Origin of the sequence: Pseudonocardia sp. N23, assembly GCF_002583555.1 — a bacterium.
Classification (GTDB): domain Bacteria; phylum Actinomycetota; class Actinomycetes; order Mycobacteriales; family Pseudonocardiaceae; genus Pseudonocardia.
The window spans coordinates 590201-615080 of record NZ_BEGX01000114.1 but is presented as its reverse complement, the minus strand read 5'-3'; the positions used below and the strand labels follow the sequence as shown (position 1 = coordinate 615080).

The window sequence follows — 24880 nt, the reverse complement described above, 5'->3', positions numbered from 1 at the left end:
AGGGGAGGATCCGGACGCCGGTCAGGGCGCCAGGACCAGCGCGACGGCGCCGCACGTCAGCACGACCATGGCGGCGAGCAGCGGGTACTGGATGCGCACCGCGATCGCAGGCGGGAACAGCCGCACCGCGCGGTCGTGCGCGCACACCGCGGCGACGACGTGGCCCACGACGATGGCACCGACCTGCACGGCGGCGATCGCGACGGTGCCGACGAGGGAGTAGTCCACCGCCCGCCCGGCCGTCCCGAACAGGTCCGTGCCCGCACCGAACGGGTCACTGGCCAGCACGAACGGCAGCTGGCCGTCGAACAGGAACAGCGAGAAGTAGTGCGCGATCGCGTAGCCCGCCGCGATCGGGACGATGGTGTGCGCGAACGCCGTCGGCAGCCGGACGGGTTCGGCTCGGCGCACCGGGTCGGGCCGCCACGTGCCGAGCAGGTAGAGCCCGGTGACGACGGCCGTGACCACGACCAGGCCGAGGGTGCCGAACAGCGGGCCGCGGGGCACGGAGTCGGCCCACAGGCCCGACCGTGACAGCCCGTCGAACGCCGTCGAGCCGACCAGCACCATCACCACCGCGACGAGCCCGGGTCCGCCGCGCACGGCGTCGAGACCGTCGGCCGGGGTGCGCCACACCAGCTCTCCGTCGTCGCGGCGGCCGATCGGGGCGAGCGAGCCGAGCAGCGTCGACCAGACCTCGAAACCGTCGCCATGGGCGAACCAGCGCCGTCCGAACACCAGCGCCGCGGCCACGTGCACGATCCCGTAGCCGACGATCACCCCGCCGACGACGCGCGGGTCGGACGGCTCGGGGAACACCAGCTCCAGCCATGCGAACGCGGCCAGCGACACCGCCGCGGGCCACAGCCCGACCCGTGCGGGCAGGTCGCGCACACCGCGGTCCGGGTCGATACGCAGCGCAGCGGCGAGCCCGGCATGGACGGTCCGCAGCGGGTTGAGCACCCGCCACAGCGGCCCGAGCAGCAGCGACGCCGGGACCAGGCCCACCCAGAACGTCACGTAGAACACCCACGGCGCGAGGTTGCGCGGCGTCTGCGGCGGCCCGGCGAACCCGATGACGACGACGAGTACCGCGACGACGAGCACGAGCGCACGCAGGACGCCGCGCAGCGCCGGCGACCCGACGATCCGTGCGACGACCGCGGGCACCGGCCGCCCGGCGTCGCCGCCGCTCAGCCGCGGCGTCGTCCAGAGCACGCCGAGCGCGACGAACGAGCCCACCAGCACGACACCCGCCGCGGCGGCGGCGAGCTCGACCGGTACCGGCAGGTCTCCGCGGGTGCCGACGCCGTGGGCGAGCAGCATCACCCCACCTGCAGCCGCAGGAGCTCCCGGTCGGCGCCGTGCAGCTCGAGCTCGAACACGCCCGCGATCGTCGCGGCGAACCGCAGCGTCGCGGTGCCCCCCGCGGGGACCCTCGCGGACAGGTCGTAGCCGTGCAGGTGCAGCTCGTCGGCCTTGTCGCTGGTCACGACGATCTCGACGGTCGCCCCGAGCGGGACGGCGACCTTGCCGGTGTCGCCGGTGGCCTGGCCGCCTGCCCACGCGACGGTGATGCGCTCGGTGGTGTCCTGCACGGGGGACGCGGGCGCCGCGGTGGTCGCGGCGGCGGCGGTGGTGGTCGCGGGCGGCGCGGTGGCTGCCGCGGCGCCGTGCGCATGGGTGCCGGAGGCACAACCGGCGACGAGGGCGAGCAGGAGCGCGCTCGCACAGAGGCGGGCGACGAACGTGGTGGGGCGGGAGGTCATCGGGACTCCTGGGCGTCGGCGGCGGGCGCGGACGTGACGGGACGGTCGGTCACGGCCGCCTCGACGGAACCGTCCGGGGACGGCGTCGGGGCAGGGTGGCCGGCGTGCGGGGGACCGGGCGCGCCGGCGGGCCCGTCGGGATCAGGGGACCCGGACGCGCCGGGTTCGTCGGCGGCCGGGGTGAGGGCGCGCAGCACCGCGAACCCGGTGAGGAACAGGCCCAGCCCGCCGCCGAAGGTCAGGGCGGTGGTGACCCGGTCGAGGTCGGGCGCCCAGCCGAAGGGCAGGACGGCGTTGGCGAAGCTGCCGGCGTCGGCGCCGGTGAGCAGCACGAGCAGGGCTCCGGACAGGGCGCACAACAGCAGCCCGAACCGCTTGCCCGCCACCGTGAGCACCGTCCCGGCCAGCGCGGCGACGACGGCGATCGTGCCGACGGCACCCGCGGTGCGCCACACCGTCGGCCAGTAGTCGGCGCCGTCGGGGGCGAGTGCGGAGCCGAGCACGTGCACGACGTAGGACGCGGCCATGGCGACCGACAGGGCGCCCGCGACGAGGGCTGCCCAGCGGCGGCGCACCGCGAGCGACCCGAGGATCGTCGCAGCGACCGCCACCGCTGCGGTGAGCAGCCACCAGGGCAGCGGTGACGGGGCGGGTGGCCGTGTCGTCTCCCCGCGCACGACGACGGCGGTGCCGCCGACGGTGAGCGGGATGCTCCACACCACGGGGCCCGGTCCGTCGTCACGGCCTGCGGCGGTGACGCGCGGGTCGACCCAGCGCCCGGTCGTGCCGGGGGCGACGACGGGCTCGACGGTCCGCGCCTGCCCGGCCGGCGCGACGTCGACGGGAGCTGTCGTGCCGTTGTCGATGCGCAGCCGCGCGCCGTACTCGACGACGCTCACGGCCAGGCCCGGCACGGCGGGTTCGAGAGCGACGACCCGGGGCAGCACGGGCTGCGGGTCGAGCCCGGCGGCGTGGGCGGACGCGGTCGTCGTCCCGAGGGGGAGCAGGACGACCGCGAGCACGGACGTGGCACCGGCACGGCGGAGCCAGGTGGGCCAGATGGTCACAGGGGATCTTTTTCCACGAGGAGGTCGGGCAGAACGCGACGGGCCACACCGCGGCGAGGATGCCGCGACGTGGCCCGTCGGGTGTTCGTCCGGCCGGGCGTCAGCCGGCGCCCGCGCCCACGGTGGGGCGCTCGGCGCTGCGGGTGCCACGGGAGACGAGCAGGCCGAACAGCAGCCCGACCGCCGCCCACAGCACCGCGTGGATGCCCAGCGTCGCGACCCGGAAGTTGTAGAGCACGACGGCGGGGAAGTCTGCCGGCGTCTCCGACACCACGGGCAGCAGAGCGGCGACGATGCCCGCGATGACGACGTAGACCGCCGCACCGGCGAGCACACCGTTCCAGGTGCCGATGCGGGCGACGAGGCGCTGCCCCACCGCGACCGCGACGATCGCCGCGACCACCGACAGCAGCAGCATGATCACGAAGGTGCCGCTGCGCAGCCCGATCGTGTCGTCGACGCTGGATGCCGGCGGGTTGGACGGGTACTTCAGGAACGGCACCAGGACGACCACGACGTAGCCGATCAGCGCCAGCACACCCGCGGTCGCCCGGGGGGCGAGCCGGAACAGCCGGCCCTGCGCGCCGCCGTGGACGAGCGCGAAGATGCCGCCGACCGCCACCCCGTAGATCAGCAGGGCGACGAGCAGGCCGATGGTCGACTGGGTGCCGCGCGAGACGAGCGGCGCCTCTCCGTCGGTCTCACCGGCGGCCGTCGAGAGTGCGTCCTCGTAGGCGATGCCGCCGTCGAGCGCCGGCTCACCGAAGAACCAAGCGAAGACGAAGGCGAGCAGCGCCGCGACGACCCCGGCCAGCATTCCGCGGACCAGCAGGGTCCTCACCATGAGCGTGACTCCGGTCCGACGATGTGGCTAGTGGCAGGGGAAGCCGAGCAGGTGCCGGCCGTCGTGCACGAACTCGTGGAGCATCGAGCCGGAGAACACCGAGGTGGCGCCCTGGTCCATGCCGACGAGGTAGAGCAGCGCCAGGAGGATCACCCCCGCGAAGACGGCCCACGGCACGAGCTCGCGGACGGGGACGACGGGCGCCGAGACGGTGGGAACGGATGCGCCCAGGGCCATGGGGACCTCCTGCATAGGGACTCTCGCGGACGTATGGCCGAGGGTTCATCTGAACCCTTCGACATGTGGGAGGGTGCGGTCTGGGTCACCGGAAAGTCAAGAACGTGCGCGGGAATCGTTATTCCGTGATGCGGAAACTGGTCATCGACCTGGTGAACCCCGATGGAAAGTTCTCACTGCCGCACCACAACCCCGGTGGGAATCCGGCTGCCCGATTGATCCGATCAGGCAGAGCGGCTCCCCGACGGGTGACGAACTCTGACCCCACGGACAACGACAGTGTTCCCCGCGCCAAGCGCCCCCGGTCCAGCCGCGACACCCTCGAACCGACGCCCGACCACCACACGAGCGACGGGGAGAGCGCATGACGGCGACCGCCGAATCCGCCACCGGCCAGGACACGACACGCACCGTGCGGGCGGCCTGCCCGCAGGACTGCCCCGACACCTGCGCAATGGTCGTGACCGTCGACGGGGACGGCCGAGCCGTCGATCTGCGCGGTGACCGTGATCATCCTTACACCGCCGGCGGGCTGTGCGTGAAGGTCAACAACTACCTCGACCGCGTCTACGACCCGGGCCGCGTGCTGTTCCCGCTGCGCCGCACCGGCCCGAAGGGCAGCGGCCGGTTCGAACGGATCAGCTGGGACGACGCGCTCGACGAGATCGCCTCGCGGCTGCGCGGCATCGTCGACGAGCACGGCGCCGAGGCGGTCATGCCCGTCAGCTACCTGGGCACCCAGGGCATCCTCAACGGCCTCAACGTCGGCGATCCGTTCTTCGCCGAGCTCGGCGCGACGGTCACCGAGCGCACCTACTGCGACTCCGGCTCCTGTACCGCCTACGCCATGACGATCGGCGACACCGCGGGCGTGGACCCCGAGAGCCTCGTGCACTCGAAGTTCATCCTCATCTGGGCCTGCAACGTCATGAGCACCAACCTGCACCTGTGGCCCTACATCGCCGAGGCCCGCAAGCGCGGCGCGAAGGTCGTCGTCATCGACCCGGTACGCACCCGCACCGCCGCGGCCGCCGACCAGCACATCCCGCTGCGCCCCGGCACCGACGCCGCCCTCGCCCTCGCGATGGCCCACGTGATCATCGAGGAAGGCCTCACCGACCAGGCCTACGTCGATGCGCACACCGTCGGCTTCCCGGAGTTCGCCGAACGCGTCACGCAGTACACCCCGGAGTGGGCCGCCACCGAGACCGGTGTCCCCGCCGACACCATCCGCACCCTCGCCCGCGAGTACGCGGGCAACCAGCCGTCGGTCATCCGGATCGGGGTCGCAGTCGAACGGCACGCCGGTGGCGGCCAGACCGTGCGCACGCTCGCCTGCCTGCCCGCGCTCGTCGGCGCCTGGCGCAGCCCCGGCGGCGGCATCCTGCAGCTGCCGCTGTGGGCGTTCCCGGTCAACTGGGGCGCGATGATGCACCCGGAGATGCTCACGCCCGGCACCCGCGTGGTGAACCAGTTCCTGCTCGGCGACGCCCTCACCGGCGGCCTCGCGCTCGACCCGCCGATCAAGGGGCTGTTCGTCTACAACTCCAACCCGGTCGTCGTGTGCCCCGACCAGGACAAGCTCATCGCCGGGCTGCAGCGCGAGGACCTGTTCACCGTCGTCAGCGAGCAGTTCATGACCGACACCGCCGACTACGCCGACATCGTCCTGCCCGCGACGACCCAGCTCGAGCAGGACGACATCATGTTCTCCTGGGGCCACCTCTACGTGACCTACAACGAGAGGGCGATCGAGCCGCTCGGTGAGGCCGTGCCCAACACCGAGATGTTCCGGCGCCTCGCGGCCCGGATGGGTTTCGACGACCCCGTCTTCCACCGCACCGACGACGACATGATCGCCGAGGCGTTCGACTGGTCCCACCCGAACATGGAGGGGATCACGGTGGAGTCGTTGAAGGCCAAGGGCTGGCAGCGGCTCAACGTCCCGCCGCCCGACGAGTACGCCCCGCACGCCGAGGGCGCGTTCCGGACCCCGTCGGGGAAGACCGAGCTCCTCGCCTCCGCCGCGGCGGGCGGCAACTTCGTCGTCCCGCTGTTCCGTCAGGGCTCCAACGAGTTCCAGCCCGGCCAGCCCGTGGACCCGTTGCCGCACTACATCCCGCCGCGCGAGGCCGCCCACACCGACCCCGAGCGGGCCGCGCGCTACCCGCTGAACCTGCTGACGCCCAAGTCGCACGCCTACCTGAACTCCAGCTTCGCCAACCACGCCTTCCACCGACGGGCGCAGAAGGAGCCCAACGTGATCATGCATCCCGACGACGCCGCCGCGCGCGGGATCGCCGACCAGGACCCGGTGCGCGTCTTCAACGACCGGGGCGAGTTCACCGTGCTCGCCAAGCTCGACGACGCCGTCATGCCCGGGGTCGTCGTGTCGAGCCTCGGCGGCTGGCGCAAGCACTCCAAGTCGACGTCGACGCTCGCCTCGGTCAACTCGACGCGGTTCGCCGACCTCGGCAACGCGCCCACCTTCTCCGACACCCTGGTGGAGGTGGAGATCGCCTGAGTCTCAGGTCCGGGTCCGGTGTTCGCTGGGGGACACCCCGAACCGGGCCCGGAATGCCCGGCTCAGGTGCGCGGCGTCCGGCAGGCCCCAGCGTGCGCCGATCGCGCCGACGGTCAGCCGGGCGAGCTCGGGCCTGGCGAGGTCGGCGAAGCAGCCCTGCAGCCGCCGCTCCCGGACGTGGGCGGCGACGCTGGTGCCGGTCTCACCGAACAGCTTGTGGAGGTAGCTGACCGAGATCGAGCACGCCGCCGCCACGTCGCCCGGTGCGAGCCCGGGGTCGTCCAGGTGCTCGTCGATCCAGGCCTGCGCGCGCATCAGGTGCACGTTCGGCGCCGCCGCGGCGTCCACCCGGCTGCGGACCAGCGCGACGTACATGTCGCCGATCGACTGCATCATCGCCGTGCGGCTGGCCGGCGGAAGACTCTCCGCGTCGAGCCTGTGCAGCGCGGCCAGCAGCGGTGGCACCATCGCCCCGATGCCGGAGCGGCCGTCGAACCGGATCGCCGTCGCCGAGTCCATCTCGCTGCGCGACAACGGCAGCAGCCGCGTGGGGAACAGGCACACCGAGTACTCGAAGTCGCCCGCGGTGACGAACCGGAACGGGCGCGCACTGTCGTAGAGCACGAAGTCACCGGGGCCGATCACCGCCTCGCGGCCGTCCTGGGTGACGAGCGTGCGGCCCTTGCGGGCGAGCGCGATCTGGAAGTAGTCCTCGTCGGCCGCGCGGACCTGGTGGCTGGTCCGCTCGAAGCTGTGCGCGCCCGCGGCGATCTTGCGCAGCTGGGTGTCGGCCATCGACACGGCCGTGACGCGGCCGCGCACGTCCGTCCCCGAGGCCGGGCGGACGTCGAGCGTCACGAACTGGTCGCACACCGTCGAGCGCCAGAAATCCAGCCGGTCGCGTTCCGCCACCGACGTCGTGTCGATCGTGGTGATGCTCATGACTGAGTGCGGACGCTACGCCGCTCCGCGGGGTATGTGCACCTGCACGAGCGGATGTGCTGACCTGCGACGACCGCCATTCCGCAGCCACGGATCCACGTCGCGCGCAGAGCCGTGGATGCGGTCAGCCGGTGACGGGGGACAGCGGCCTGTCCAGCCGGCAGACCGTGCCCTCCGGTGGCGTCCGCAGATCGACGGACCGCGGGTCCGCGCCTTCTCGATGCACGCAATCGAGTTCTGGTAGGCCGGGTGCCCGTAGCCGTTCAGGACCGGCAACGTCGAGTTGCCCAGCCGTTTCTCGACGGCAGGGTCGCCGGACCGTCGAAGCTGTCGCCGACCGGTCCGAGCGAGGCCCGGTCAGGCGGCGGACGTGGACCGCGGGCTCCCGCACGTGCTGGGCCTGGGCACAGGTCACGCTCACGCGTTCGGGGACGAACTCGGCCTCTCACCGTGTGTCTGCTGGTGAGAGGCCGATTCGAGGTCTGGCACAGATTGTGCCCCCGGTAGGATTCGAACCTACGCTCCCGCCTCCGGAGGCAGGGATCGGTTCAGCCGAGGGAGCAGCCTTGACCTGCTCTGTTGCCTTAGTGGCTAGTGCGCCGAGTCGCCGTCTGGGCACGGATTGGGCACGAGCCGGACGCCCGCCGATCGCCAGCCAGCGCGGGCTGTGAAACTCGTGTCACTGGATGTCACGCGCGTAAGCGCAGCTCAGACACGTCCCGACTCGGAGTGACATGTACGGGGATTGGGAAGGTCGTCCGCCCGAGCCCCACGTAGGGGAGAGCGCAAGTCGCACCAAGAGACACCATCCGGTGCCCCGGATCTCACCAGTCAAGCTGCCCTAACACGGGAAACGTCGGTGGTGTGCGTCATCCTAACGAGGTACCTGGGCGGGCTCCCCCTGGAAGGTTGCGATGGACGTTGTTTCGCTGACTGTCGGCCAGTACCTCGCGAAAGCTGGCGGAGCCCCACTCGCACGGTCACTCGGGCAGCAGCTCACGAAGCGGCGTTGGGCCCGCAGGGTCGCGGCGAAGGCTCTAAAGAAAGTCGACCGCCCACGTCCGCGCCGCGCTCTCGTAAGGTGGCTTAAGGATCCAAAGACCTGGGATTTCCTTGCGAACCCGGATGGACCAAATGCGGAGACGATCGACAGTCTAGATGAGGCTCTCTCTAGGGCGCAGGGCACATACTTTCGTCACGTTTCGAAGAACTGGTCGTGGATGAATCGGGAAACCCGTCGATCGCGGGCTCAAGTTATTCTCGATGAGGTCTATCACCTGGTTTTGACTGAGCACGACCCGGGCTGGGCAACGAGACTTGCGTCAGAGCGAAGCCTGGCCGCCACCAAGAGCGTCGGCGGAAAGGTCGATGATCTCGCCGAAAAGGTCGACGAGATACGCGACGGGCGGCGTCAGGATCAGGTTAACTCAGCGCTGACGAAAGTCCGCATTGCCCAGCTGCCTGAGATTGTCCGACACACATTCTCGACAGTGAATGAGAAAGAACCTGGTGCAACCGGTAGGATGCTGCAGCATCTTACTGACTCAGACGTCAATCCAGCACAGCTACTTCGAGACTGGGCCGACACTAAGCCGGAATGGTTAGTGGGCGACGCGAATGTTTGCCTCGTTGCTGGCGACGCTGCATATGCTTACAATGTGCCCAAGGCTGCTGTTGAATTCTGGCAGTACGCAATAGATGACGGCGCGCCCAGGGCGGACTATTACCGGGCCAGAGTTGCGCTGATATTGAACGAGATGGCGATGGTGGAAGGCCGCGAACCTCCTCCAGTCTCCGACGCGTTGGCCACGTCGACGGACGAATTTGCCGCTGCTGTTTATAGCGTTCTATCGAACTCGCCGGACGCTGCCTCGGTAGTAACCAGCTGGGCCGTGGACGACCGGCTTGATCAGTTGATTCGAACCACCCTGTTGTATCGCTTGTCAATGGAATCATGTGGCGACCGGATCACCGTCGAGTGCCTGGACGCCGCTCTTAAGGTCTTAGAGGATGGCCTCGCCCTTACGAAGACAAGTGGACTTTCACTCCAGAGAGTGACACTTCTGCTCGCGCGTATTGCTCATGGTGGGTCCCGTCAGGTCGAGGTGGATCTTCTGGAGGCAAGGGACCTCGCGTTGTTCGCGCGAGACGTCCGACGTAGCCTGCGCATAAGTAGCAATGAAGCCGTAGCGATGGCCTGTCAAGTCCTGATTCAATATGGCGATTTTGATGCTGCGATCAGGGTGGGATCTAGCGGCTCTGGTGATGCGACGATTGCAGAGGCTAATGACGCCAAGGTTCGAACCCATGTCGCAATTGCAGCATGTGCAACGGACAGGTTCGATTTAGCGGACGAATGTCTAGAGTACATTCCTGAGGGGTTCGACCGTCATCGCGTGATGGCTATGATCCTCGAGTGCAGGGACCAGGATCCCAGCGAGGAATGGTCAAATGCGATTGCTCTCGCTGAAGGGGAGCAAGAACGCGCGCAGGCCATCGCGGGCCTAGCTAGAGCGGGGGCTGCGGACCAGGCGACGCTTTTGACATTCGCTGCGGAGAACCCTGACGCAGCTAAGGAAATTGCCGCGATCACTTCTGCCGCTGCTGGCAATTACGAAGAGGCAATCGAGCAGCTGCGCCCATTGCAAAACCAGTCGATCACCGCCGCATTGGCGTTGTCAGACGTCTACAGACGTGCTGAGCGTCCGCTTGATTCCGCGCAGGTCCTGCGCGACGCCGCAGATGCATTTGGCGATCCAGGGATGAGTCTGCGAGCGGCGACGGAGTACGCCCGGCTTGAAAGGAAAGATGAAGCACAAGAGATAGTTGAAAACCTACTGCTCACTTCTGGGGAGGGTTGGGGCGGGCGAGCTGACGCAATGGGACTAGGCGCTCAGCTCGCTTACGATGCTGGCGATATGGAGCGTGCCATTGCCTTAATGCGATCCTATCTGAAGATCCGCCCCGACGACGCCAAGGTTCGGTGGGGGTTAGTGGGAACGCATATTCGGTTGCGCGACCTGGAGCAAGCAAGGCTGACGTTCGCTGAAGGCGGGAGTGAGTTCAAGCCTAGAGACGAGCGTGAGGCGCATGTCTGGCTCCAGCTGGCCAGCTCGAAGTTGCCGCTGGAGGAGCTTATTGCAAACGGGCTCACATTCCTCGATCAGTTCGGTCGGTCCGCCGAACTGAGCGCGCACGTTTTGTCTCTCGGATTTATGCATGACGCAAAGGATGATCTGTCTCAAGGGCTAACCGTTCAGCTGCAACAAGAGATGGCACGGTACCGTGAGGCCTACCCGGCGGGCGAGTTTCTTCAGGAGATTCAAGGCGACGACGTCGAGGACCTAATGCGTCGGATGAGCGACCGGCTTCGTCGATCTGAGGAGGATCAGCAACGAGACCTGGACCTCAGTAGGCATATCGGTTCCGGTGCTGTTCCCACGGCGTTCCTTGCCGCAAGGTACGGCAAGTCGTATGGTGAAGTACTCGTGAAACGGGGGATTGGTGTAATTCCTGCCCGCCACCCGGATCCGCTGGAAGAGCAGGCATGCAATAGGGAGGTAGATGCCCATCGTGACGGAGACGTAGTGATCGAGTCATCTGCCGCTCTAGTCGTTGGGCTGCTTTCAGATGATCTGCAACAGAAGCTCCGGTCAGTGTTTCGTCGCAGATTGAGCACGCACGATGCGGTATTCGACGCCGAGCGCGCAATGAGGTCGTTGGCCCTGCGCGCAACCGGAACCGTCTACTACGATGCAGAGTCTGATAGTGCGCGCGTGACTGAGGTCTCTGCCGAAGTTGCAGACCAATGGGCAACCGAAGGTGAGCGCATCTACCGCGAATTGCAAAGCTGCCAGGTCCTGCCACGACCATCAGTGAGAGTTTTGGCTGAGGCAGACTCCGACGAATTTGCACCCTGGGCATCCTGCGTCGATCTCGCCGCGGCGCGAGGTATTCTGTTGTGGACGGATGATATAGCTATCCGTCGCATTTCGCGCGCCTTGTCGATCCGGTGCATCTCAACACCGGCGGTCCTCGGATGGATGAGGCGGGAGAGTCGCATCACGGAAGCGATTCATAGCGATGCGATCCAGACGTTGATTGCGTCGCGGGTGGGCGACTTCCCGCTCGTGGGTTCTGATGCGCTTGAGGTACTTGAGCGAAACGACTGGGACGTTACCGCGGTAGCTGTAGCGATTGCTCGACCGGCAGCTTGGATAGCTCGTGGAGCGGGTATTGAATTGTACGCCCAGTTGGTCGTCGAGCTTATGCTTCGTCGCCCAGAGCAGGTTCCTCTCCTACTGCGATCAGCTATTTCTGGATTAACGGCCAGATACGAAGGTAGAGGAGAGGATCTGATCCACACAATTGAGGCACTGGCGAGCCTGACTCTGTTGCAAGCCAGACTTCCTATAACCGGTGCAGTCGTGGTGGCAACTACTAGGTTGGCAATTAAGCAATGCGGCATCGATCAATATTCCGACCCTCTTAGAGGCATAGCGAGGCTGGTTCGCGATACCCTTGCTTCTCAGATTCCGGGTGATCTCTCTACGAGGTTCGCCGTATCACTATTCGGGGACATGGTGGACGAAGATAGGCAGGCAGTCGTACAAGAATTGTTCAAGTAGTCATTTGATCGGCACTTAGCAATGAATGTCTACCCCTTTCGGCACGTGGGTTCCGTCTGCTTCGAGGTTGGCTGACAACGCGCTACGAACTGAACCGCCGTGGTCCGACCGTGTGACGTCGGGGTTGTGCTGCCGTAGGTTGGCGCCTGGCCAGAGGGCAGGTAGCGTCGTGATTGTGATCAGAGACGTGGGAGGGGATCCTCCCGTGTCCCCGACGGTGGCCGTGGAGGCGGTACGCCTAGCCAGGCAGCTTGTCGAGCCCCTAGGCCGACGCTGGTCCCATGTGCAGGCGGTGGCAGCTCGCGCTGGGGAACTGTCATCGACGGTGGACCCGGATGAGCGCGACGTGCTCGTTGCTTCGGCCTGGCTTCATGACATCGGCTACTCGCCTGAGATCGGGCACACGCGGTTCCACCCGCTCGACGGCGCTCGGTATCTCTCGGCCTCTGGGTGGCCGCCATTGGTCGTTAACCTGGTCGCGCACCACTCTGGGGCTCGCTTTGAAGCAAAGGAGCGCGGCCTTTCGGCTGACCTGAGTGCATTCCCGCTCCCCGGTGAGCCGATGCTCGATGCGCTTGCGCTCGCAGACCTGACGACCGGGCCGGCGGGCGAGCGGCTGACGTACGACGATCGGATTGCGGAAATCCTGCGCCGGTACCCGGAGGGCGATCCGGTGCACCAGGCGTGGCTCACAGCCGCGCCGGTGCTTCGCGAGTCGGTACAGCGGGCACAGGCTCGGTTGGCGGCTGGTTCAGCCTAGGTGAGGCGTCGTCCGCGTGTCGTCGAGTGCGTGGTCAATCCGCATTCGCATGGACGGGTGGATGCTCAATCCGGGCACGTCGACTGGCTCGACCCACTTAACGGCCCTTGTCTCGGTGCCGTCCTCGCGTGGGTTGGGGGAGTCGTCGAGTGGCACGGCATGGAAGCAAATTGAGAACTGCTGTCGCACCTCGCCGTCGTCGTACTTCATGACGTGTCGCGGGTCGGTGTATGTGCCGACGAGACCGGTAATGCGGACATCGATTCCGGTCTCCTCACGTACCTCACGCAGGGCCGTGTCGACGATGCTCTCGCCGGGATCGTGGCCGCCGCCGGGTAGGGCCCAGTAGTTGTTGTCGATCTTGTGGATCAGCAGGATTTGCCCGGCGGTGTTCCGCACGGCGACGGTCACAGAGGGGACGACGCTGTTAATGGCTGGCGCGTCCGGGTCGTTGTAATAGTCGATGCGGCCCATGTGTCACCTTCCGGCCGGTTCGGGCTCGGCGATTTCCCAGACACGTTCGAAGGAACGCAAGTAGTGCTCCCACAGTGAGCCGCCCGGCACGCGGCGAATGTGCAGCATCGGGTTCTGGCCTGCAAGCGACCCGAATGCGTGGCCGTTGATGAGCGCCTGGTCGTCGAAACGATAGATCGAGTTATAGAGGATCGTGCCGTGTGTGCGGACCTCTACGCCGGGTAGGCCAGCGACCTCCTGGAGATAGCGGCGCATCATCTGGACGCGTCCCTCCAGGCCGCCGGTGGTGCCTTCCTCTGCGGCCCGCTGGATGACGGCCGGCGAGGTGTGGTCGCCGACGACGAACCGGAAGCGGACGCCCTGCTCGGACTTCGTGCGGACGACCGGTAGCGCGTCGTGCTGCTCGACGAGGAACTGTCCGGAGAACACGAGCACGTCCATCGCCTCGCTGACGTTCCGGATCAGGTCGGTCCAGAGCGTGAACGGGACGGCCGAGCGCGAGGGGTAGAGGTGGACAAGCTCGGCGACGGCAGGAGCAGAGGAGGGGCGCCGGTCTGCCGGCCACAGGTGCGTTTCCTCGACGCGCAGGAGCTGGGCGACGCGTAGCCGGGTGGTCCGGTGGGGCCGACGCGCGTCGCTGTAGACCCATCGTTCGACGGTCTTGGGGTCGACGTCGACGCGCACGGACACCTGTTCGATGGTCAGGCTGGCGGCGTCGATCGCGGCGCGGAGTCGGTCGTTGGCCACCGGACCATCATCCACAACGTGGGACGTTTCCGGGACGTTTTCGACGAATCTAGATCATCCGGGACGTCCGGAAGCGGCCCGTGAAGTGCGGTGTAGGCGTCTGCGTTTCCGCGGTCCCATGTAGTCATGAACAGCAGCGACGCCCACCGCAGCGGCTCAGGATCGGCCGTTACCGCTCTCGATGGCGGCCACGCGGTCACGCAGCTCGGCGACTTCACGACGCAGCTCGTCCACCGCAGCAGCGAGGTCCGCCGGGCCGGCACCGGGAAGGGCACGCACGAAGGTGCCGCGCCCGCTCGCGGACTCCAAGACGCCTTCGTACTGCAGTTCCTTCACCGCGGCGTGAACCGTCAGCTCGGCCACCTGGTGCTGCGCCGCGAGGCTGCGCAGCGACGGGATCTTCTCGCCGACGGCGTACTCGCCGGAGTTGATGCGCTGCACGATGTCCGCCTTGACCTGCGCGCTGAGCGAGACGGCGCTGTTCGGGTCGATCGCCACGGCGACAGGCTACCGGCCGCGTAGGCCACCCCGCGGCACCACAAACGCAGCCCTTGACAGACTGAACACCACATAGCACCTTGTGGTGCTATGTGGTTCTACCGAGCAGGAGACACCGTGAACATCCACCGCCTCGACGCCATGCACCGCGTGCAGCTCGACTCACTCGACTACGACAACGCGTGGACCCCCGATGGCCTCACGTTCGAGGTCATCCGTCAGCTGCAGCACGACGCCTACGCCGAGCTGGGTCGTGAACGGGGCCCGGAGCCGACCGCGTGGCACTTGATGAGCGACGACGAGCGGGCGGAGATCCGGCCGCGTCGGCTCCGGCCCGTTGCGACGCCGGCCGCGCCTTCGCGCACTGCGCTCGGCGCTTCGGCCGCCGGCGGTGAGGCCGCGTGATCGTCGAGATGGCGACGGCGGTCTGTGACGGCTGCAGCGCCGAGCAGCTCACCGGCCCGCGCCGAGGTTGGTTCGCCTCCCGCGGTGAGGCGTTGGGTGCCGCGTTGGCGGCGGGTTGGGTGCGCCGGCTGTCGGGCCGGCTGCTGTGCCCACGCTGCTCGGACGCCGCGCAGTGTGAGGCGTTCGGCCACGACTACGGCCCCGACCCGGTATGGCGGGTCTGCGCGTGTGAGGGCTCGCTCTACGAGCACTCCGGCCACGAGCCGTGGCAGGGCCCGAGCGCCTGGGACGGCTGCGGCTGGATGTGGCGGCTGTGCGGGCGCTGCGACCACATCGACGAGCGCCACGTCACCGCCCGCCCGCTCGGCCTGCCGACCGCGGCTGAGCGCGCCTACGACGCCGCGTTGAGCCGCGCCCCCTACCGAGTTCCCGAGGACCAGCCCGGCGGCCACATCCGCCAAGACACACCCGCCGGGCCAGCTCTCCCCAACAACCACAAGGCAACCGAGGAGACCGCGATGGTAGAGCCGACCCCCACCCCGTCGAACACCTCCGGTGGTGCCCGATGAGCGGGGCCACGATCGTCGTCGTGCTGCTCGTCGCCGCCGGGATCGGCCTGGTGTGGTCCTGGAGCGCCGGCGCCCGCGCCGGCCGTGCCGTGGCCAACACGATGCACCAGGCCGGCCGTGCCGGCGGCATCGCCGGCCGCTCGCTCGCCATCGCCGTCGCGGTCGTCACGGTGCAGTGGGTGGTCATGCGGATGACCACCGACGTCGTCGCCATCGCCGCCGTGCTCGGCATCCCGGCAGTCCTGTCCGGGATCACCGTGGCGCGGCTGCTCGCCGGCCCCGCCGACGTCCTGCGCGTCTCCCGCGGGAGCATCCGATGACCGCCCCCACGACCACCCCGGCGGCCGGGCCGGCGCGGGTGGATCGGCTGGCCGAGCAGGCCGCCGACGCCGCCGCGGTCCGCGCCCTGACCACGCACCCAGACGTGATCGCGCTGCGTGTCGAGCGGGTCCGATCGCAGGTCGATGCCCTGCTGTGGGCCGGGATCGTGCTCGGCCTGGCCTTCACGATGGTCAACGTCCAGAGCTTCGCCGCCGCCGGCGCGGACCGGTTCACGGCCGGGTGGTGGGTGGCCTGGCTGCTCGACCCGATGGTGTCGCTGGTCCTGCTGGCGGTGCTGCGGGCCGAGCAGGTCACCGCCCGCTACCAGGTCGCCCTGCCGGCGTGGGGCCGGCGGACGAAGTGGCTCACGTTCGCCGCGACCTACGTGATGAACACGTGGACGTCGTGGGGGCTGGCCGGGGCGCCGCTGTCCTGGTCGGGGGTGGTGCTGCACTCGGTGCCGCCGTTGGTCGTGTTCGCCACCGCCGAGACCGGCCCCGGGCTGCGCGACCGGCTTACTGAGGCCGTCCGCCGCGCCCTCACCGAGCACGCGGCAGAGGATGGCTCGACAGGGGGCGAGGCACCGGCCCCGCTGACGGCCGACACCTCGATTCGCGAGCAGCCGGCCGAGCCGGTTCGTGAACCCGTCACCGGACCCGTTCCGACCACTCCCGCCCGGCCGGCGGCCCGACGCACGCCACGGCGTACCGCGCGCCCGGTGCCGCGCCGGCTGCTGGCCGACTACCTGACCGACGCTCGGACTGCCCTGGACGCCGCTCGCGCCGCCGGCAAGGTGGTGGAGCCGTCGCCGACGTGGTGTCGGCAGGTGACCGGCTGCTCGGCCGGCACCTCGGTCAAGCTCGCCGCCATCCTCCGCGCCGACCAGCCCGCACCCGCCCCGACTGCTGTCCCGTCCGATCTTCGTTCCCGCAACGGCCGGCCCGGTGCCAGTGAGGAGGTGGCTGCGTGATGAGCGAGCAGCCCATGAACCCGCCCGCGAACGATGACGAGAACACCAACGCCGAGCACGTCGAGACCGGGGCCGGCGAGGGTGGCCGGGTGCTCGACTTCCCGGCCCGCCCTGTCGAGCCCACCCCCGCCGACCAGCCGGCCCACGAGCCGGCTGCGGTCGAGCCCGACCGGTTCCTCACGGGCGAGATCGTGAACCACCCCGACGACACCGACCCCGACGACCAGGACGGCGCCCGGCCGCTGCTGGTCGATCCGCCGGCGCCTCGCCGCCCCGAGGGGCTGTTGCCGTGGATCGGGCGGGAGATCGAGCGCCGCCCGGTCATCGCGCCGTGGCTGCGCCGCCGCGACGACATCCGCGACGCGGCGAAGTGGGCCACCGGGTGGGCCTGGCACGCCGCCGGGTTCCACACCGTCCGAACCCCGATCTACGCCGCCCGCCTCGCCGCCCGATCCCCCCGCGGCGCGGTCGTCGCGCTCGCGAATGCCGGCCGCTGGGTCGGCGACGCCGAGTCCAAGCCCTTGCGCGACGGCGCGATCCGCGGCGGGGAGGCCGACCAGTACCTCCGCCTCGCAGCGGCACGGGCCGACCGGGTCCGGGCCCGGCGCCGGCTCGCCGTCGTCGCAGTGCTCGCTGGCGCCGCCGGGCTGGTCGCCCTCGACACGTGGGCGCCCGGCTGGCTGCTCGGGCTGCTCGCCGTCGTCGCGGTGCTGCTGCTCGGGTGGGTGGGCACCACCCCGGACAAGCCGGTCACGGGCCGGTCCGTGGTGGCGCACAAGCCCACCCGCCTCACCTCCGATCTCGTCGTCCGGGCCTTGGGCGCCTTGGGATTGGGCGAGATCAACAAGGCGATGGCCAAGGGCAGCAACGGGATCACCTTCCCCGCCCCGATCACCCGCGACGGTCCCGGGTGGCGCGCCGACGTCGACCTGCCCTACGGGGTCACGGTGTCCGACATCGTGGAGCGCCGCGACCGGCTCGCCTCCGGGCTGCGCCGTCCGCTCGGGTGCGTGTGGCCCGAGCCCGCGCACGACGCGCACGCCGGCCGGCTGGTGCTCTGGGTGGGCGACCAGGACATGAGCCAGGCCAAGCCCCGGCCGTGGCCGCTCGCCGCGCACGGCCAGGCCGACCTGTTCCGCCCGGTGCCGTTCGGGATGGACCAGCGGGGCCGGCTGGTGTCGATCCTGCTCATGTTCGCCAACGTCCTCATCGGCGCCATGCCACGGTTCGGCAAGACCTTCGCCCTGCGGGTGCTGCTGCTCGCCGCCGCCCTCGACCCCAACGCCCAGTTGCGGATCTTCGAGTTGAAGGGCACCGGCGACCTGTCCCCGCTCGAGGGCTGCTGCCACCACTACGCCTCCGGAGCCGACGACCAGACCATCGAGGCCGCGATGGAGTCGCTGCGGGAGGTCTACGCCGAGCTCAACACCCGGGCGAAGCGGATCGCGTCGTTGCCGCGGGAGCTGTGCCCGGAGAACAAGGTCACCCCGGAGCTGGCCGCCCGCCGTGAGCTGGGCCTGTTCCCGCTGGTCGTGGCCATCGACGAGTGCCAGGAGCTGTTCTCGCACCCAGATCACCGCGACGAGGCGGACCGGCTGGCCACCGGGATCATCAAGCGCGGCCCGGCGATGGGCGTGATCCTCATCCTCGCGACGCAGCGGCCGGACGCGAAGTCTCTGCCCACCGGGGTCAGCTCGAACGTCGGCATCCGGTTCTGCCTGCGGGTCATGGGGCAGACCGAGAACGACATGGTGCTCGGCACCTCGGCCTACAAGAACGGGATTCGGGCGACGACGTTCGGGCCGCGGGACAAGGGCATCGGCTACCTGCTCGGCGCCGCCGACGAACCCCAGATCGTGCGCTCGGCCTATATCGACGGCCCGACCGCGGAGGCCATCGCCGGCCGGGCGCGGGCGCTGCGGGAGCTGGCCGGCACCATCACCGGCCACGCCGCCGGCGAGCGCCCGGCTGACGAGCGGCCCGCCCGCTCGATCCTGCTCGACGTGCTCGCGCTGTTCGCCCCCGGCGAGGACCGGCTCTGGTCCGACACCATCGCAGCCCGGCTCGCGCAGCAGTGGCCCACCACCTACCCGGGCACCACCCCGGCCACCCTGGCGGCGGCGTTCAAGCCCTACGGGCTCGCGCCGGCGCAGGTATGGGGCACCGACCCCGACACCGGGGAAGGACGCAACCGGCGCGGCTACATGCGCGACGCCATCACCACCGCCTGGGAGGAGACCGAGCAGCGCCGCCGCCGCACCGACGGTGACAACCCGTGACCGATCACCGGGCCCGGCTGCGCGCCGACGCTAGCGGCCGGGCTCGCTAGACCTAGCACCCTCCGCTAGCGCCCGACACCACATCTGATCAGGCAGCTAGCAACCTAGCGCCACCAGCGCAAACACCCTCTGAAACCCCTCCACGCGGCATCCGCTCGGGTGCCGCGCCGCTAGATCCATGCCTGAAACAGGAGCCCGAATGTCCACGCACAGTCACCACGCCGCGGACCTGCTGGCCGCCGCGCTCGCCGCCGCCGGCCGCGGATGGCCGGTGTTCCCGCTGCACCCCGGCACCAAGCGGCCGGCCCTGCACGGACACGCGCGCTGCCCCGGCACCGGCCCATGCGCCGGCGCCGGCGGGCACCTCGGGTGGGAGCAACGCGCCACCACCGACCCCGACCGCATCCGCACCGCATGGACCACCGGGCCGGCGTTCAACCTCGGCCTGGCCACCGGCCCGGCCGGGCTCGTCGTGATCGACTGCGACACCCACCATGACCCCGCCGAGCCGCCGCCGGTCGAGTGGGCCGGCGCCGGCGGCGGGCTCGGCGTCCTGCGCCGGCTCTCCGACCAGGCCGGCGCGCTGCCCGCAACGTTCACCGTCGCCACGCCCTCGGGCGGGACGCACTTCTACTACCGCGCGCCGGCCGGGGTGGAGTTGCGGAACACGGCGGGGCTGCTCGGCTGGAAGATCGACACCCGGGCTCATGGCGGCTACGTCGTCGCCGCCCGCTCCACCACCCCCGCCGGCAGCTACACGATCACCGACGCCCGCGAGCCGGTCGAGTTGCCCGGCTGGTTGTTCGCCCGCCTGCGCCCACCACCGCCACCCGCCATGCCGGCCGGGCCGATCCGCACCGGGACCGGTCGCCGGGCCCGCTATCTCGACGCCGCGCTACGGGCTGAAACAGCACGGGTGCACGATGCCCCGGCCTCGCAGCGCAACGCCTGCCTCTACGTCGCCGCGGTCGCGCTCGGGCAGCTCGTCGCCGGCGGCTCGCTCGCCGAGCTCGAAGCCCGCGCCGTGCTTGCCAGCGCGGCGGCGCGGCACCTCGCGATCCGCGCCTACAGCCCCCGCCAGGCCGAGCAGACGATCACCTCCGGCCTCAGGGCTGGCGCCAAGAGGCCGCGCCGGATCGAGGACGCCGCATGAGCCCGGCCAACCACTCCACCCCCGACCCGGACGGCCCGCAGAACGCCACTCAGGGCCCGACCAGTGGCGCTGTGACTGCCCGGGATCGAGGCCGATTGGAAGCCGTGCCCGCGCCCCGCCGGACCGCGTGGGATGCCGAGGAGCTGATGACGATGACGTTCCCGCCGCCTCGGTGGGCCGTGCCTGGCCTGGTCTGCGAAGGCGTCACCCTGCTCGCCGGCCCGCCCAAGGTCGGCAAGTCCTGGCTCTCGCTCAACCTCGCGCTCGACATCGCCGCCGGTCGGCCCGCGCTCGGCTCGATCCCGGTCGAGGCGGGCCCGGTGCTGTACCTCGCCCTGGAAGACACCCCGCGCCGGCTGCAGTCGCGGATGCGGACGGTTCTGGCCGGGCGGTCGGCGCCGGCCGGGCTGACGCTGTCCATCTCGTGTGACCCGATGCCGGCCGGCGGAGACGAGCAGATCGACAACTGGCTCAACGCCCATCCGGGCGCCCGACTGGTCGTGATCGACGTGTTCGCCAAGGTCCGCGGCAATGCCCCTGCCGGGGTGGCTGCGTACGACGCCGACTACGCAGCGATGGGGCGGATCAAGCGGGTCGCCGACCGTCACGGCGTCGCGATCCTGCTGATCCACCACGTGCGCAAGGCCGCCGCCGAGGACTTCCTTGCGACGGTCTCAGGGACCAACGGCCTCGCTGGCGCCGCCGACGCCGTGCTCGTGCTCGAACGCGCCCGCGCGCAGGCCGATGGGGTCCTGCACGTCACCGGCCGCGACGTCGACGAGACCGACTACCCGTTGGCGTTCGACTCCGACGCCGGTTCCTGGCGGGTGCTCGACGGCCGGGCCGAGGACTACCTCATGCGCGACACCCGGTCGATGGTCATGCGCTACGTCCGTGACTACCCCGGCCAGCGGCCCAAGCAGATCGCCGAGGCGCTGCAGCTCGATCCCGGCACCGTCCGGCAGACCTGCCGACGCATGGTCGCTGACGGACAGCTCCACGCCACGCCCGGCGGCCAGTACAGCCCCGCCGGCGGTGACACCGGTGACGGCGGTGACACCCCGGACGTGGAGCCGCCGTCACTGCTGTCACCCCGTCACAGCGTCGGCCACGACCAGGCCGAACCGCTGTGACTCCGGGAGCCAGCCGACGCGCCGGCCGCGCGCCACCAGCGGTGTCGCCCGCCGTCACTCCGTTTGCGAAGCCATCTGACCTGCACAAATCGCCGTGACAGCCCGAGTGACAGCCGAGCGCCCGTCACTCCGACCAAGGAGACACTTTGAGCCGGCCGCCTGCCCGCCTCACCGTCGCCGACCTCTGCGCCGAACTCGAAATCTCGCGCTCCACGTTCTACGACTGGCGTGCCAAGGGGCGCGCACCCCGATGCATCAAGCTCCCGAACGGGGAGATCCGTATCCGCCGAACCGACTTCGAGAACTGGCTCGACTCGCTCGAAGAGGTGGCGGCCTGATGAGTACGACGTACGACGTTCGGGTGTGGGCCATCGGCACATACGAGGGCCAGCGAGGAACCGTCTACATCGTTCGCTGGAAGGTCGGCGACAAGCCGCGCAAGGAACGGTTCAAGACACGCGCACTTGCCGACAGCTTCCGCGCGGACCTGATCTCGGCGATGCGGAGGGGAGAGGCGTTCTCGATCGAGACCGGCCGCCCGATCTCTGCGGAGTCACCGGGCCGTGATCTCGGGTGGTATGAGCTGGCCTGCGACTACGTCGACATGAAGTGGGGGCCGGCGGCCGCGACGTACCGGCGCAGCATCTCGGAAGCCCTCACCGCGATCACGGTGGGCCTGATCGACGGCTCCCGTGGTCGTCCCGACGGCGCGTTGATCCGCCGGGCGCTTCACCGCTGGGCCTTCAACAGCCAGCGGAGGGACGGGGCGGACATGCCGAAGGACGTCCGCGATGCGCTGTCGTGGATCCGCCGGCACTCCGGCGCCGCCGCACGGTTGGCAGAGCCGGCGGTCCTGCGGCGAGTGCTCACCGAGATCAGCACGAAGCTGGACGGGACGCCCGGAGCTGCCAGCGTGGTCAGCAAACGGCGACGGGTCCTCTACAACGTCGTGGAGTACGCAATCGAGCGCGGGTCCCTGACGACGAATCCCCTCCCATCGTTTAAATGGAAGGCGCCCAAGGCAGTCGGCGGCGTCGATCGCCGGTCCGTGGTCAATCCTGTTCAGGCCCGCACGTTGCTGGCTGCCGTCGAGCAGACGCGACGCAGCGGGCCGCGCCTGGTCGCCTTCTTCGGGCTCATGTACTTCTCCGCGATGCGGCCCGAGGAGGCCGCCAACGTCCACAAGCACAACCTGTCGATTCCGCGCGAGGGATGGGGAGAGATCCACCTCGACGAGGCCACGCCACACGCCGGCGCGGAGTGGACGAACGACGGCCGACAGCGTGAGCGCCGACCGCTCAAGAACCGGGCGCGAGGGGAGAGCCGGACCGTTCCGTGTCCACCGGAGCTGACCGCATTGCTGCAACAGCACATGGCTGCATTCGGCACCGCTCCCGACGGCCGGCTGTTCGTGGGGGAGCGGGCTACCGAGCTGCCGAAGCTCACCTATATGAGGGCCTGGCGTGCTGCGCGACGGGTGGCGTTCACGCCGGAGGCGGCGGCAACCCCGCTGGGCGCGACGCCCTACACCCTCCGCCATGCGTGTGTGTCGACATGGCTCAACGGGGGCGTCCCGGCTCCGCAGGTCGCGGAGTGGGCCGGCCACTCGGTGGAGGTGCTGTTGAAGGTCTATGCGAAGTGCCTGGACGGGCAGGAGGCGGCGGCCCGGCAACGCGTGATGCGCGCGCTCGGCCATCGTGACGACGGCTGAGGTTGCTGGGCACGCATTGGGCACAGACGTCCGCTCACGGCCACGCACGCCCAGGAACGCTCGGACACAACGCAAGCGGCCCCTCGCCCTGTTTCAGCAGGTGAGGGGCCGTTTCGGCTGTAGGCACAGATTGTGCCCCCGGTAGGATTCGAACCTACGCTCCCGCCTCCGGAGGGCGGTGCTCTATCCCCTGAGCTACGGGGGCCGTACGTCGGAAACCCTAGCGCACCTACTGCAACGGCAGCGGCTGGGCCCCACGCTCGGCGAGCAGCTGGGTCATGTATTGGGACTCGTTGGTCTGCGAGCTCAGCATCTGCGCGGCGAGGTTGCGGACCTCGGGGATCTGGGCGTACCGCGCGCCGTACTCCAGCATCCCGGCGCCGCCCTGGTGGTGGCGGAGCATGAGCTGCAGGAACAGCACGTCCATGTCGGTGCCGGTGGAGGCGCGCAGGCGGCGCAGCTCGTCGGCGGTGGCCATGCCGGGCATGGCGGCGAGGCCGTTGTTCGCGACGGCGGGGCCGTGGGTGTGGGCGGGCGCACCGACCATCCACTGCATGTAGCCGCCGGCGTGCTGGGCCGGCGCGCCCCACAGGGCGAGCCAGCCCTGCATGCGCCCGATCTGTGCCTCCTGCGTCGACTCGATGTCGTAGGCGAGCTGGCGCAGTTCGGGGCTGGTGGTGTGGTCGCGCTCCCAGGTCGCCATCTCGACGGCCTGCTGGTGGTGGGTGCTCATGTCCTGAGCGAAGCCGACGTCGACGGAGTCGGACGCGGGGGCGACGAGGTCGCCGGTGGCGTTGTGCAGGCCGAGCAGCAGCCCGCCGGCGCCGCCGAGCAGCAGCAGCGCGAGGACGGCGCCGACGACGAGTACAGGCCGCACCCAGCGGGGTTCGCCGCCGCGGCCGCCGTCACCACCGTCGTGGTCGTCGTCGGCCGGGGGAGGACCGGGCGGGGAGGTCTCGCCGGTCGTGGCGTCGTGCGCAGCCCCGGGGTCGGGTGCGGAGCCGCTGCGGTTCGCCACGTCGGCCGACGTCACTGGCCCGAGCCGGTTCCGGTGCCCGTGCCGCCGGGCATGGCGCCTGTGGTGTCGGTGTTCGCCGCGGCCGGGTTGCCGATGTTCTCGTCGAGGATCTTCTTGCCGTCGATGTCACCCGTCGGCGGGGTGGGGACGAACGGCGGCGGGTTGTCCTGGTCGAACTGGCCCGGGCCGAGCGCGCCGCAGGAGGCCCCGACCTCGGGGTACTGGTAGCGGTTGAGCCGCAGGGCCTGGATGAACTGGTCGATCCGCGGGTCGGCCGGGTCGGACAGCTTGAGCTGGTGACCCCAGGACTGCAGGGAGATCGGCTGGTCGAGGCCGGGGTAGGGCGCCATCATGATGTAGGTCTGGCCCTGGACCTTGGCCGCCAGCTCGGCGACGCCGTCGGCGTTGACCTGGTCGGGGTTGTAGGCGATCCATACGGCGCCGTGCTCGAGGCCGTGGACCAGGTTCTCCTGGCGCACCGGGTTCGGGTAGACGACGCCGTTGCAGGCGGCCCAGTACCCGTCGTGCGCGCCGCCGAAGGGTGGGCTGTGGGTGTAGGCGACCTGCTGCGTCGGCAGCACGTGCTGGCCGCCGGGGTACTTGATCGTCTGGACGCCGGCGATCTGCGACGAGGGGTCCTGGTTGCGGTCGGACGGCGTGAACGACGGCTCGTTCGACTTCGCCACCAGGAACCAGGAGATGCCGCCCGCGAAGAGGACGACGACGAGCACGGCCGCGATCGTCCCCCACGGGGTGGAACGCGTGTTGACGACGGACGTCCTGCGCGCGTTCCTGATCGCCTTGCTGTTCTTACCGCTGGGCATCGATCCG

The 24880-nt window shown here is 69.7% G+C and carries 23 protein-coding genes and 1 tRNA gene; 12 read left to right on the top strand and 12 right to left on the bottom strand.

Going from position 1 to position 24880, the window contains the following annotated elements; all coding sequences use genetic code 11:
- Positions 1 to 21: 21 nt before the first annotated feature.
- The 5 genes from TOK_RS27240 to TOK_RS27220 form a co-directional block, all read right to left on the bottom strand.
- Entirely contained in the window at positions 22 to 1326 is a 1305-nt protein-coding gene (locus tag TOK_RS27240) for a hypothetical protein (protein ID WP_098960878.1), read from the bottom strand.
- Positions 1326 to 1769, bottom strand: coding sequence for a hypothetical protein (locus TOK_RS32975; protein WP_098960799.1), 444 nt, complete (start codon positions 1767 to 1769; stop codon positions 1326 to 1328). Before TOK_RS32975 ends, TOK_RS27240 begins: the two co-directional genes overlap by 1 nt.
- A complete protein-coding gene (locus tag TOK_RS27230; protein WP_098960798.1) occupies positions 1766 to 2836 on the bottom strand; it encodes a hypothetical protein in 1071 nt (356 codons plus the stop codon). The genes TOK_RS32975 and TOK_RS27230 overlap by 4 nt, the downstream gene beginning before the upstream one ends.
- A gap of 100 nt (positions 2837 to 2936) precedes the next feature.
- Complete coding sequence (locus tag TOK_RS27225) at positions 2937 to 3680, bottom strand: CbtA family protein (protein ID WP_098960797.1); 744 nt, start codon at positions 3678 to 3680, stop codon at positions 2937 to 2939.
- A gap of 27 nt (positions 3681 to 3707) precedes the next feature.
- Positions 3708 to 3917 (bottom strand): CbtB domain-containing protein, encoded by a 210-nt coding sequence (locus TOK_RS27220; RefSeq protein WP_098960877.1) that lies wholly within the window; start codon positions 3915 to 3917, stop codon positions 3708 to 3710.
- A 364-nt stretch (positions 3918 to 4281) separates the two neighbouring features.
- On the opposite strand from TOK_RS27220, the gene TOK_RS27215 reads away from it, so the two are divergent.
- Entirely contained in the window at positions 4282 to 6441 is a 2160-nt protein-coding gene (locus tag TOK_RS27215) for a molybdopterin-dependent oxidoreductase (RefSeq protein WP_098960796.1), read from the top strand.
- Between the two features lie 3 nt (positions 6442 to 6444).
- Here TOK_RS27215 and TOK_RS27210 read toward each other — a convergent pair whose 3' ends face one another.
- Positions 6445 to 7383 carry a helix-turn-helix domain-containing protein gene (locus tag TOK_RS27210; RefSeq protein ID WP_098960795.1) on the bottom strand — a complete coding sequence of 313 codons (939 nt, stop codon included), beginning with the start codon at positions 7381 to 7383 and terminating at the stop codon, positions 6445 to 6447.
- Between the two features lie 914 nt (positions 7384 to 8297).
- Between TOK_RS27210 and TOK_RS32070 the strand changes: the two genes are divergently transcribed.
- Positions 8298 to 12011, top strand: a complete 3714-nt coding sequence (locus tag TOK_RS32070; protein WP_141566570.1) for a lipopolysaccharide assembly protein LapB — start codon at positions 8298 to 8300, stop codon at positions 12009 to 12011.
- Between the two features lie 169 nt (positions 12012 to 12180).
- Positions 12181 to 12771 carry an HD domain-containing protein gene (locus TOK_RS34485; RefSeq protein ID WP_374754931.1) on the top strand — a complete coding sequence of 197 codons (591 nt, stop codon included), beginning with the start codon at positions 12181 to 12183 and terminating at the stop codon, positions 12769 to 12771.
- On the opposite strand, the gene TOK_RS27200 is transcribed toward TOK_RS34485, so the two are convergent.
- The 3 genes from TOK_RS27200 to TOK_RS27190 all read right to left on the bottom strand — a co-directional run bounded on the left by TOK_RS27200 (position 12763) and on the right by TOK_RS27190 (position 14490).
- Positions 12763 to 13245: an NUDIX hydrolase gene (locus TOK_RS27200; protein ID WP_098960793.1), complete on the bottom strand. Its 483-nt coding sequence runs from the start codon at positions 13243 to 13245 to the stop codon at positions 12763 to 12765. The genes TOK_RS34485 and TOK_RS27200 overlap by 9 nt on opposite strands.
- Positions 13246 to 13248: 3 nt before the next feature.
- Positions 13249 to 13992 carry a helix-turn-helix transcriptional regulator gene (locus TOK_RS27195; RefSeq protein ID WP_098960792.1) on the bottom strand — a complete coding sequence of 248 codons (744 nt, stop codon included), beginning with the start codon at positions 13990 to 13992 and terminating at the stop codon, positions 13249 to 13251.
- A gap of 156 nt (positions 13993 to 14148) precedes the next feature.
- Positions 14149 to 14490: a GntR family transcriptional regulator gene (locus TOK_RS27190; RefSeq protein WP_098960791.1), complete on the bottom strand. Its 342-nt coding sequence runs from the start codon at positions 14488 to 14490 to the stop codon at positions 14149 to 14151.
- Positions 14491 to 14607: 117 nt separating this feature from the next.
- Between TOK_RS27190 and TOK_RS27185 the strand changes: the two genes are divergently transcribed.
- The 9 genes from TOK_RS27185 (at position 14608) to TOK_RS27145 (ending at position 23031) form a co-directional block, all read left to right on the top strand.
- Positions 14608 to 14895, top strand: a complete 288-nt coding sequence (locus tag TOK_RS27185) for a hypothetical protein (RefSeq protein ID WP_098960790.1) — start codon at positions 14608 to 14610, stop codon at positions 14893 to 14895.
- Positions 14892 to 15464 (top strand): hypothetical protein, encoded by a 573-nt coding sequence (locus tag TOK_RS27180; protein WP_098960789.1) that lies wholly within the window; start codon positions 14892 to 14894, stop codon positions 15462 to 15464. Before TOK_RS27185 ends, TOK_RS27180 begins: the two co-directional genes overlap by 4 nt.
- On the top strand, positions 15461 to 15784 hold the full coding sequence (locus tag TOK_RS27175; RefSeq protein WP_098960788.1) for a hypothetical protein: 324 nt from the start codon (positions 15461 to 15463) through the stop codon (positions 15782 to 15784). The genes TOK_RS27180 and TOK_RS27175 overlap by 4 nt, the downstream gene beginning before the upstream one ends.
- Complete coding sequence (locus TOK_RS27170) at positions 15781 to 16755, top strand: hypothetical protein (protein WP_098960787.1); 975 nt, start codon at positions 15781 to 15783, stop codon at positions 16753 to 16755. Before TOK_RS27175 ends, TOK_RS27170 begins: the two co-directional genes overlap by 4 nt.
- A complete protein-coding gene (locus TOK_RS27165; protein ID WP_098960786.1) occupies positions 16755 to 19034 on the top strand; it encodes an FtsK/SpoIIIE domain-containing protein in 2280 nt (759 codons plus the stop codon). The genes TOK_RS27170 and TOK_RS27165 overlap by 1 nt, the downstream gene beginning before the upstream one ends.
- Positions 19035 to 19233: 199 nt before the next feature.
- On the top strand, positions 19234 to 20187 hold the full coding sequence (locus tag TOK_RS27160) for a bifunctional DNA primase/polymerase (protein ID WP_098960785.1): 954 nt from the start codon (positions 19234 to 19236) through the stop codon (positions 20185 to 20187).
- A complete protein-coding gene (locus TOK_RS27155) occupies positions 20184 to 21320 on the top strand; it encodes an AAA family ATPase (RefSeq protein WP_098960784.1) in 1137 nt (378 codons plus the stop codon). Before TOK_RS27160 ends, TOK_RS27155 begins: the two co-directional genes overlap by 4 nt.
- Before the next feature lie 146 nt (positions 21321 to 21466).
- Complete coding sequence (locus TOK_RS27150; RefSeq protein WP_098960783.1) at positions 21467 to 21658, top strand: AlpA family transcriptional regulator; 192 nt, start codon at positions 21467 to 21469, stop codon at positions 21656 to 21658.
- 23 nt (positions 21659 to 21681) lie between these two features.
- Positions 21682 to 23031: a tyrosine-type recombinase/integrase gene (locus tag TOK_RS27145; protein WP_253258656.1), complete on the top strand. Its 1350-nt coding sequence runs from the start codon at positions 21682 to 21684 to the stop codon at positions 23029 to 23031.
- A gap of 133 nt (positions 23032 to 23164) precedes the next feature.
- On the opposite strand, the gene TOK_RS27140 is transcribed toward TOK_RS27145, so the two are convergent.
- The 3 genes from TOK_RS27140 to TOK_RS27130 all read right to left on the bottom strand — a co-directional run bounded on the left by TOK_RS27140 (position 23165) and on the right by TOK_RS27130 (position 24873).
- Positions 23165 to 23236: transfer RNA gene (locus TOK_RS27140), tRNA-Arg, on the bottom strand.
- A gap of 24 nt (positions 23237 to 23260) precedes the next feature.
- A complete protein-coding gene (locus TOK_RS27135) occupies positions 23261 to 24049 on the bottom strand; it encodes a DUF305 domain-containing protein (RefSeq protein ID WP_098960781.1) in 789 nt (262 codons plus the stop codon).
- An 11-nt stretch (positions 24050 to 24060) separates the two neighbouring features.
- Complete coding sequence (locus TOK_RS27130; RefSeq protein WP_098960780.1) at positions 24061 to 24873, bottom strand: DUF3105 domain-containing protein; 813 nt, start codon at positions 24871 to 24873, stop codon at positions 24061 to 24063.
- Positions 24874 to 24880 lie beyond the last annotated feature (7 nt).

Coding starts and splice junctions, on each gene's coding strand:
- TOK_RS27240 (WP_098960878.1), bottom strand. CDS start 1,326: ATGCTGCTCGCCCACGGCGTCGGCACCCGCGGAGACCTGCCGGTACCG.
- TOK_RS32975 (WP_098960799.1), bottom strand. CDS start 1,769: ATGACCTCCCGCCCCACCACGTTCGTCGCCCGCCTCTGTGCGAGCGCG.
- TOK_RS27225 (WP_098960797.1), bottom strand. CDS start 3,680: ATGGTGAGGACCCTGCTGGTCCGCGGAATGCTGGCCGGGGTCGTCGCG.
- TOK_RS27220 (WP_098960877.1), bottom strand. CDS start 3,917: ATGGCCCTGGGCGCATCCGTTCCCACCGTCTCGGCGCCCGTCGTCCCC.
- TOK_RS27215 (WP_098960796.1), top strand. CDS start 4,282: ATGACGGCGACCGCCGAATCCGCCACCGGCCAGGACACGACACGCACC.
- TOK_RS27210 (WP_098960795.1), bottom strand. CDS start 7,383: ATGAGCATCACCACGATCGACACGACGTCGGTGGCGGAACGCGACCGG.
- TOK_RS32070 (WP_141566570.1), top strand. CDS start 8,298: ATGGACGTTGTTTCGCTGACTGTCGGCCAGTACCTCGCGAAAGCTGGC.
- TOK_RS27200 (WP_098960793.1), bottom strand. CDS start 13,245: ATGGGCCGCATCGACTATTACAACGACCCGGACGCGCCAGCCATTAAC.
- TOK_RS27175 (WP_098960788.1), top strand. CDS start 15,461: ATGAGCGGGGCCACGATCGTCGTCGTGCTGCTCGTCGCCGCCGGGATC.
- TOK_RS27170 (WP_098960787.1), top strand. CDS start 15,781: ATGACCGCCCCCACGACCACCCCGGCGGCCGGGCCGGCGCGGGTGGAT.
- TOK_RS27165 (WP_098960786.1), top strand. CDS start 16,755: ATGAGCGAGCAGCCCATGAACCCGCCCGCGAACGATGACGAGAACACC.
- TOK_RS27160 (WP_098960785.1), top strand. CDS start 19,234: ATGTCCACGCACAGTCACCACGCCGCGGACCTGCTGGCCGCCGCGCTC.
- TOK_RS27155 (WP_098960784.1), top strand. CDS start 20,184: ATGAGCCCGGCCAACCACTCCACCCCCGACCCGGACGGCCCGCAGAAC.
- TOK_RS27130 (WP_098960780.1), bottom strand. CDS start 24,873: ATGCCCAGCGGTAAGAACAGCAAGGCGATCAGGAACGCGCGCAGGACG.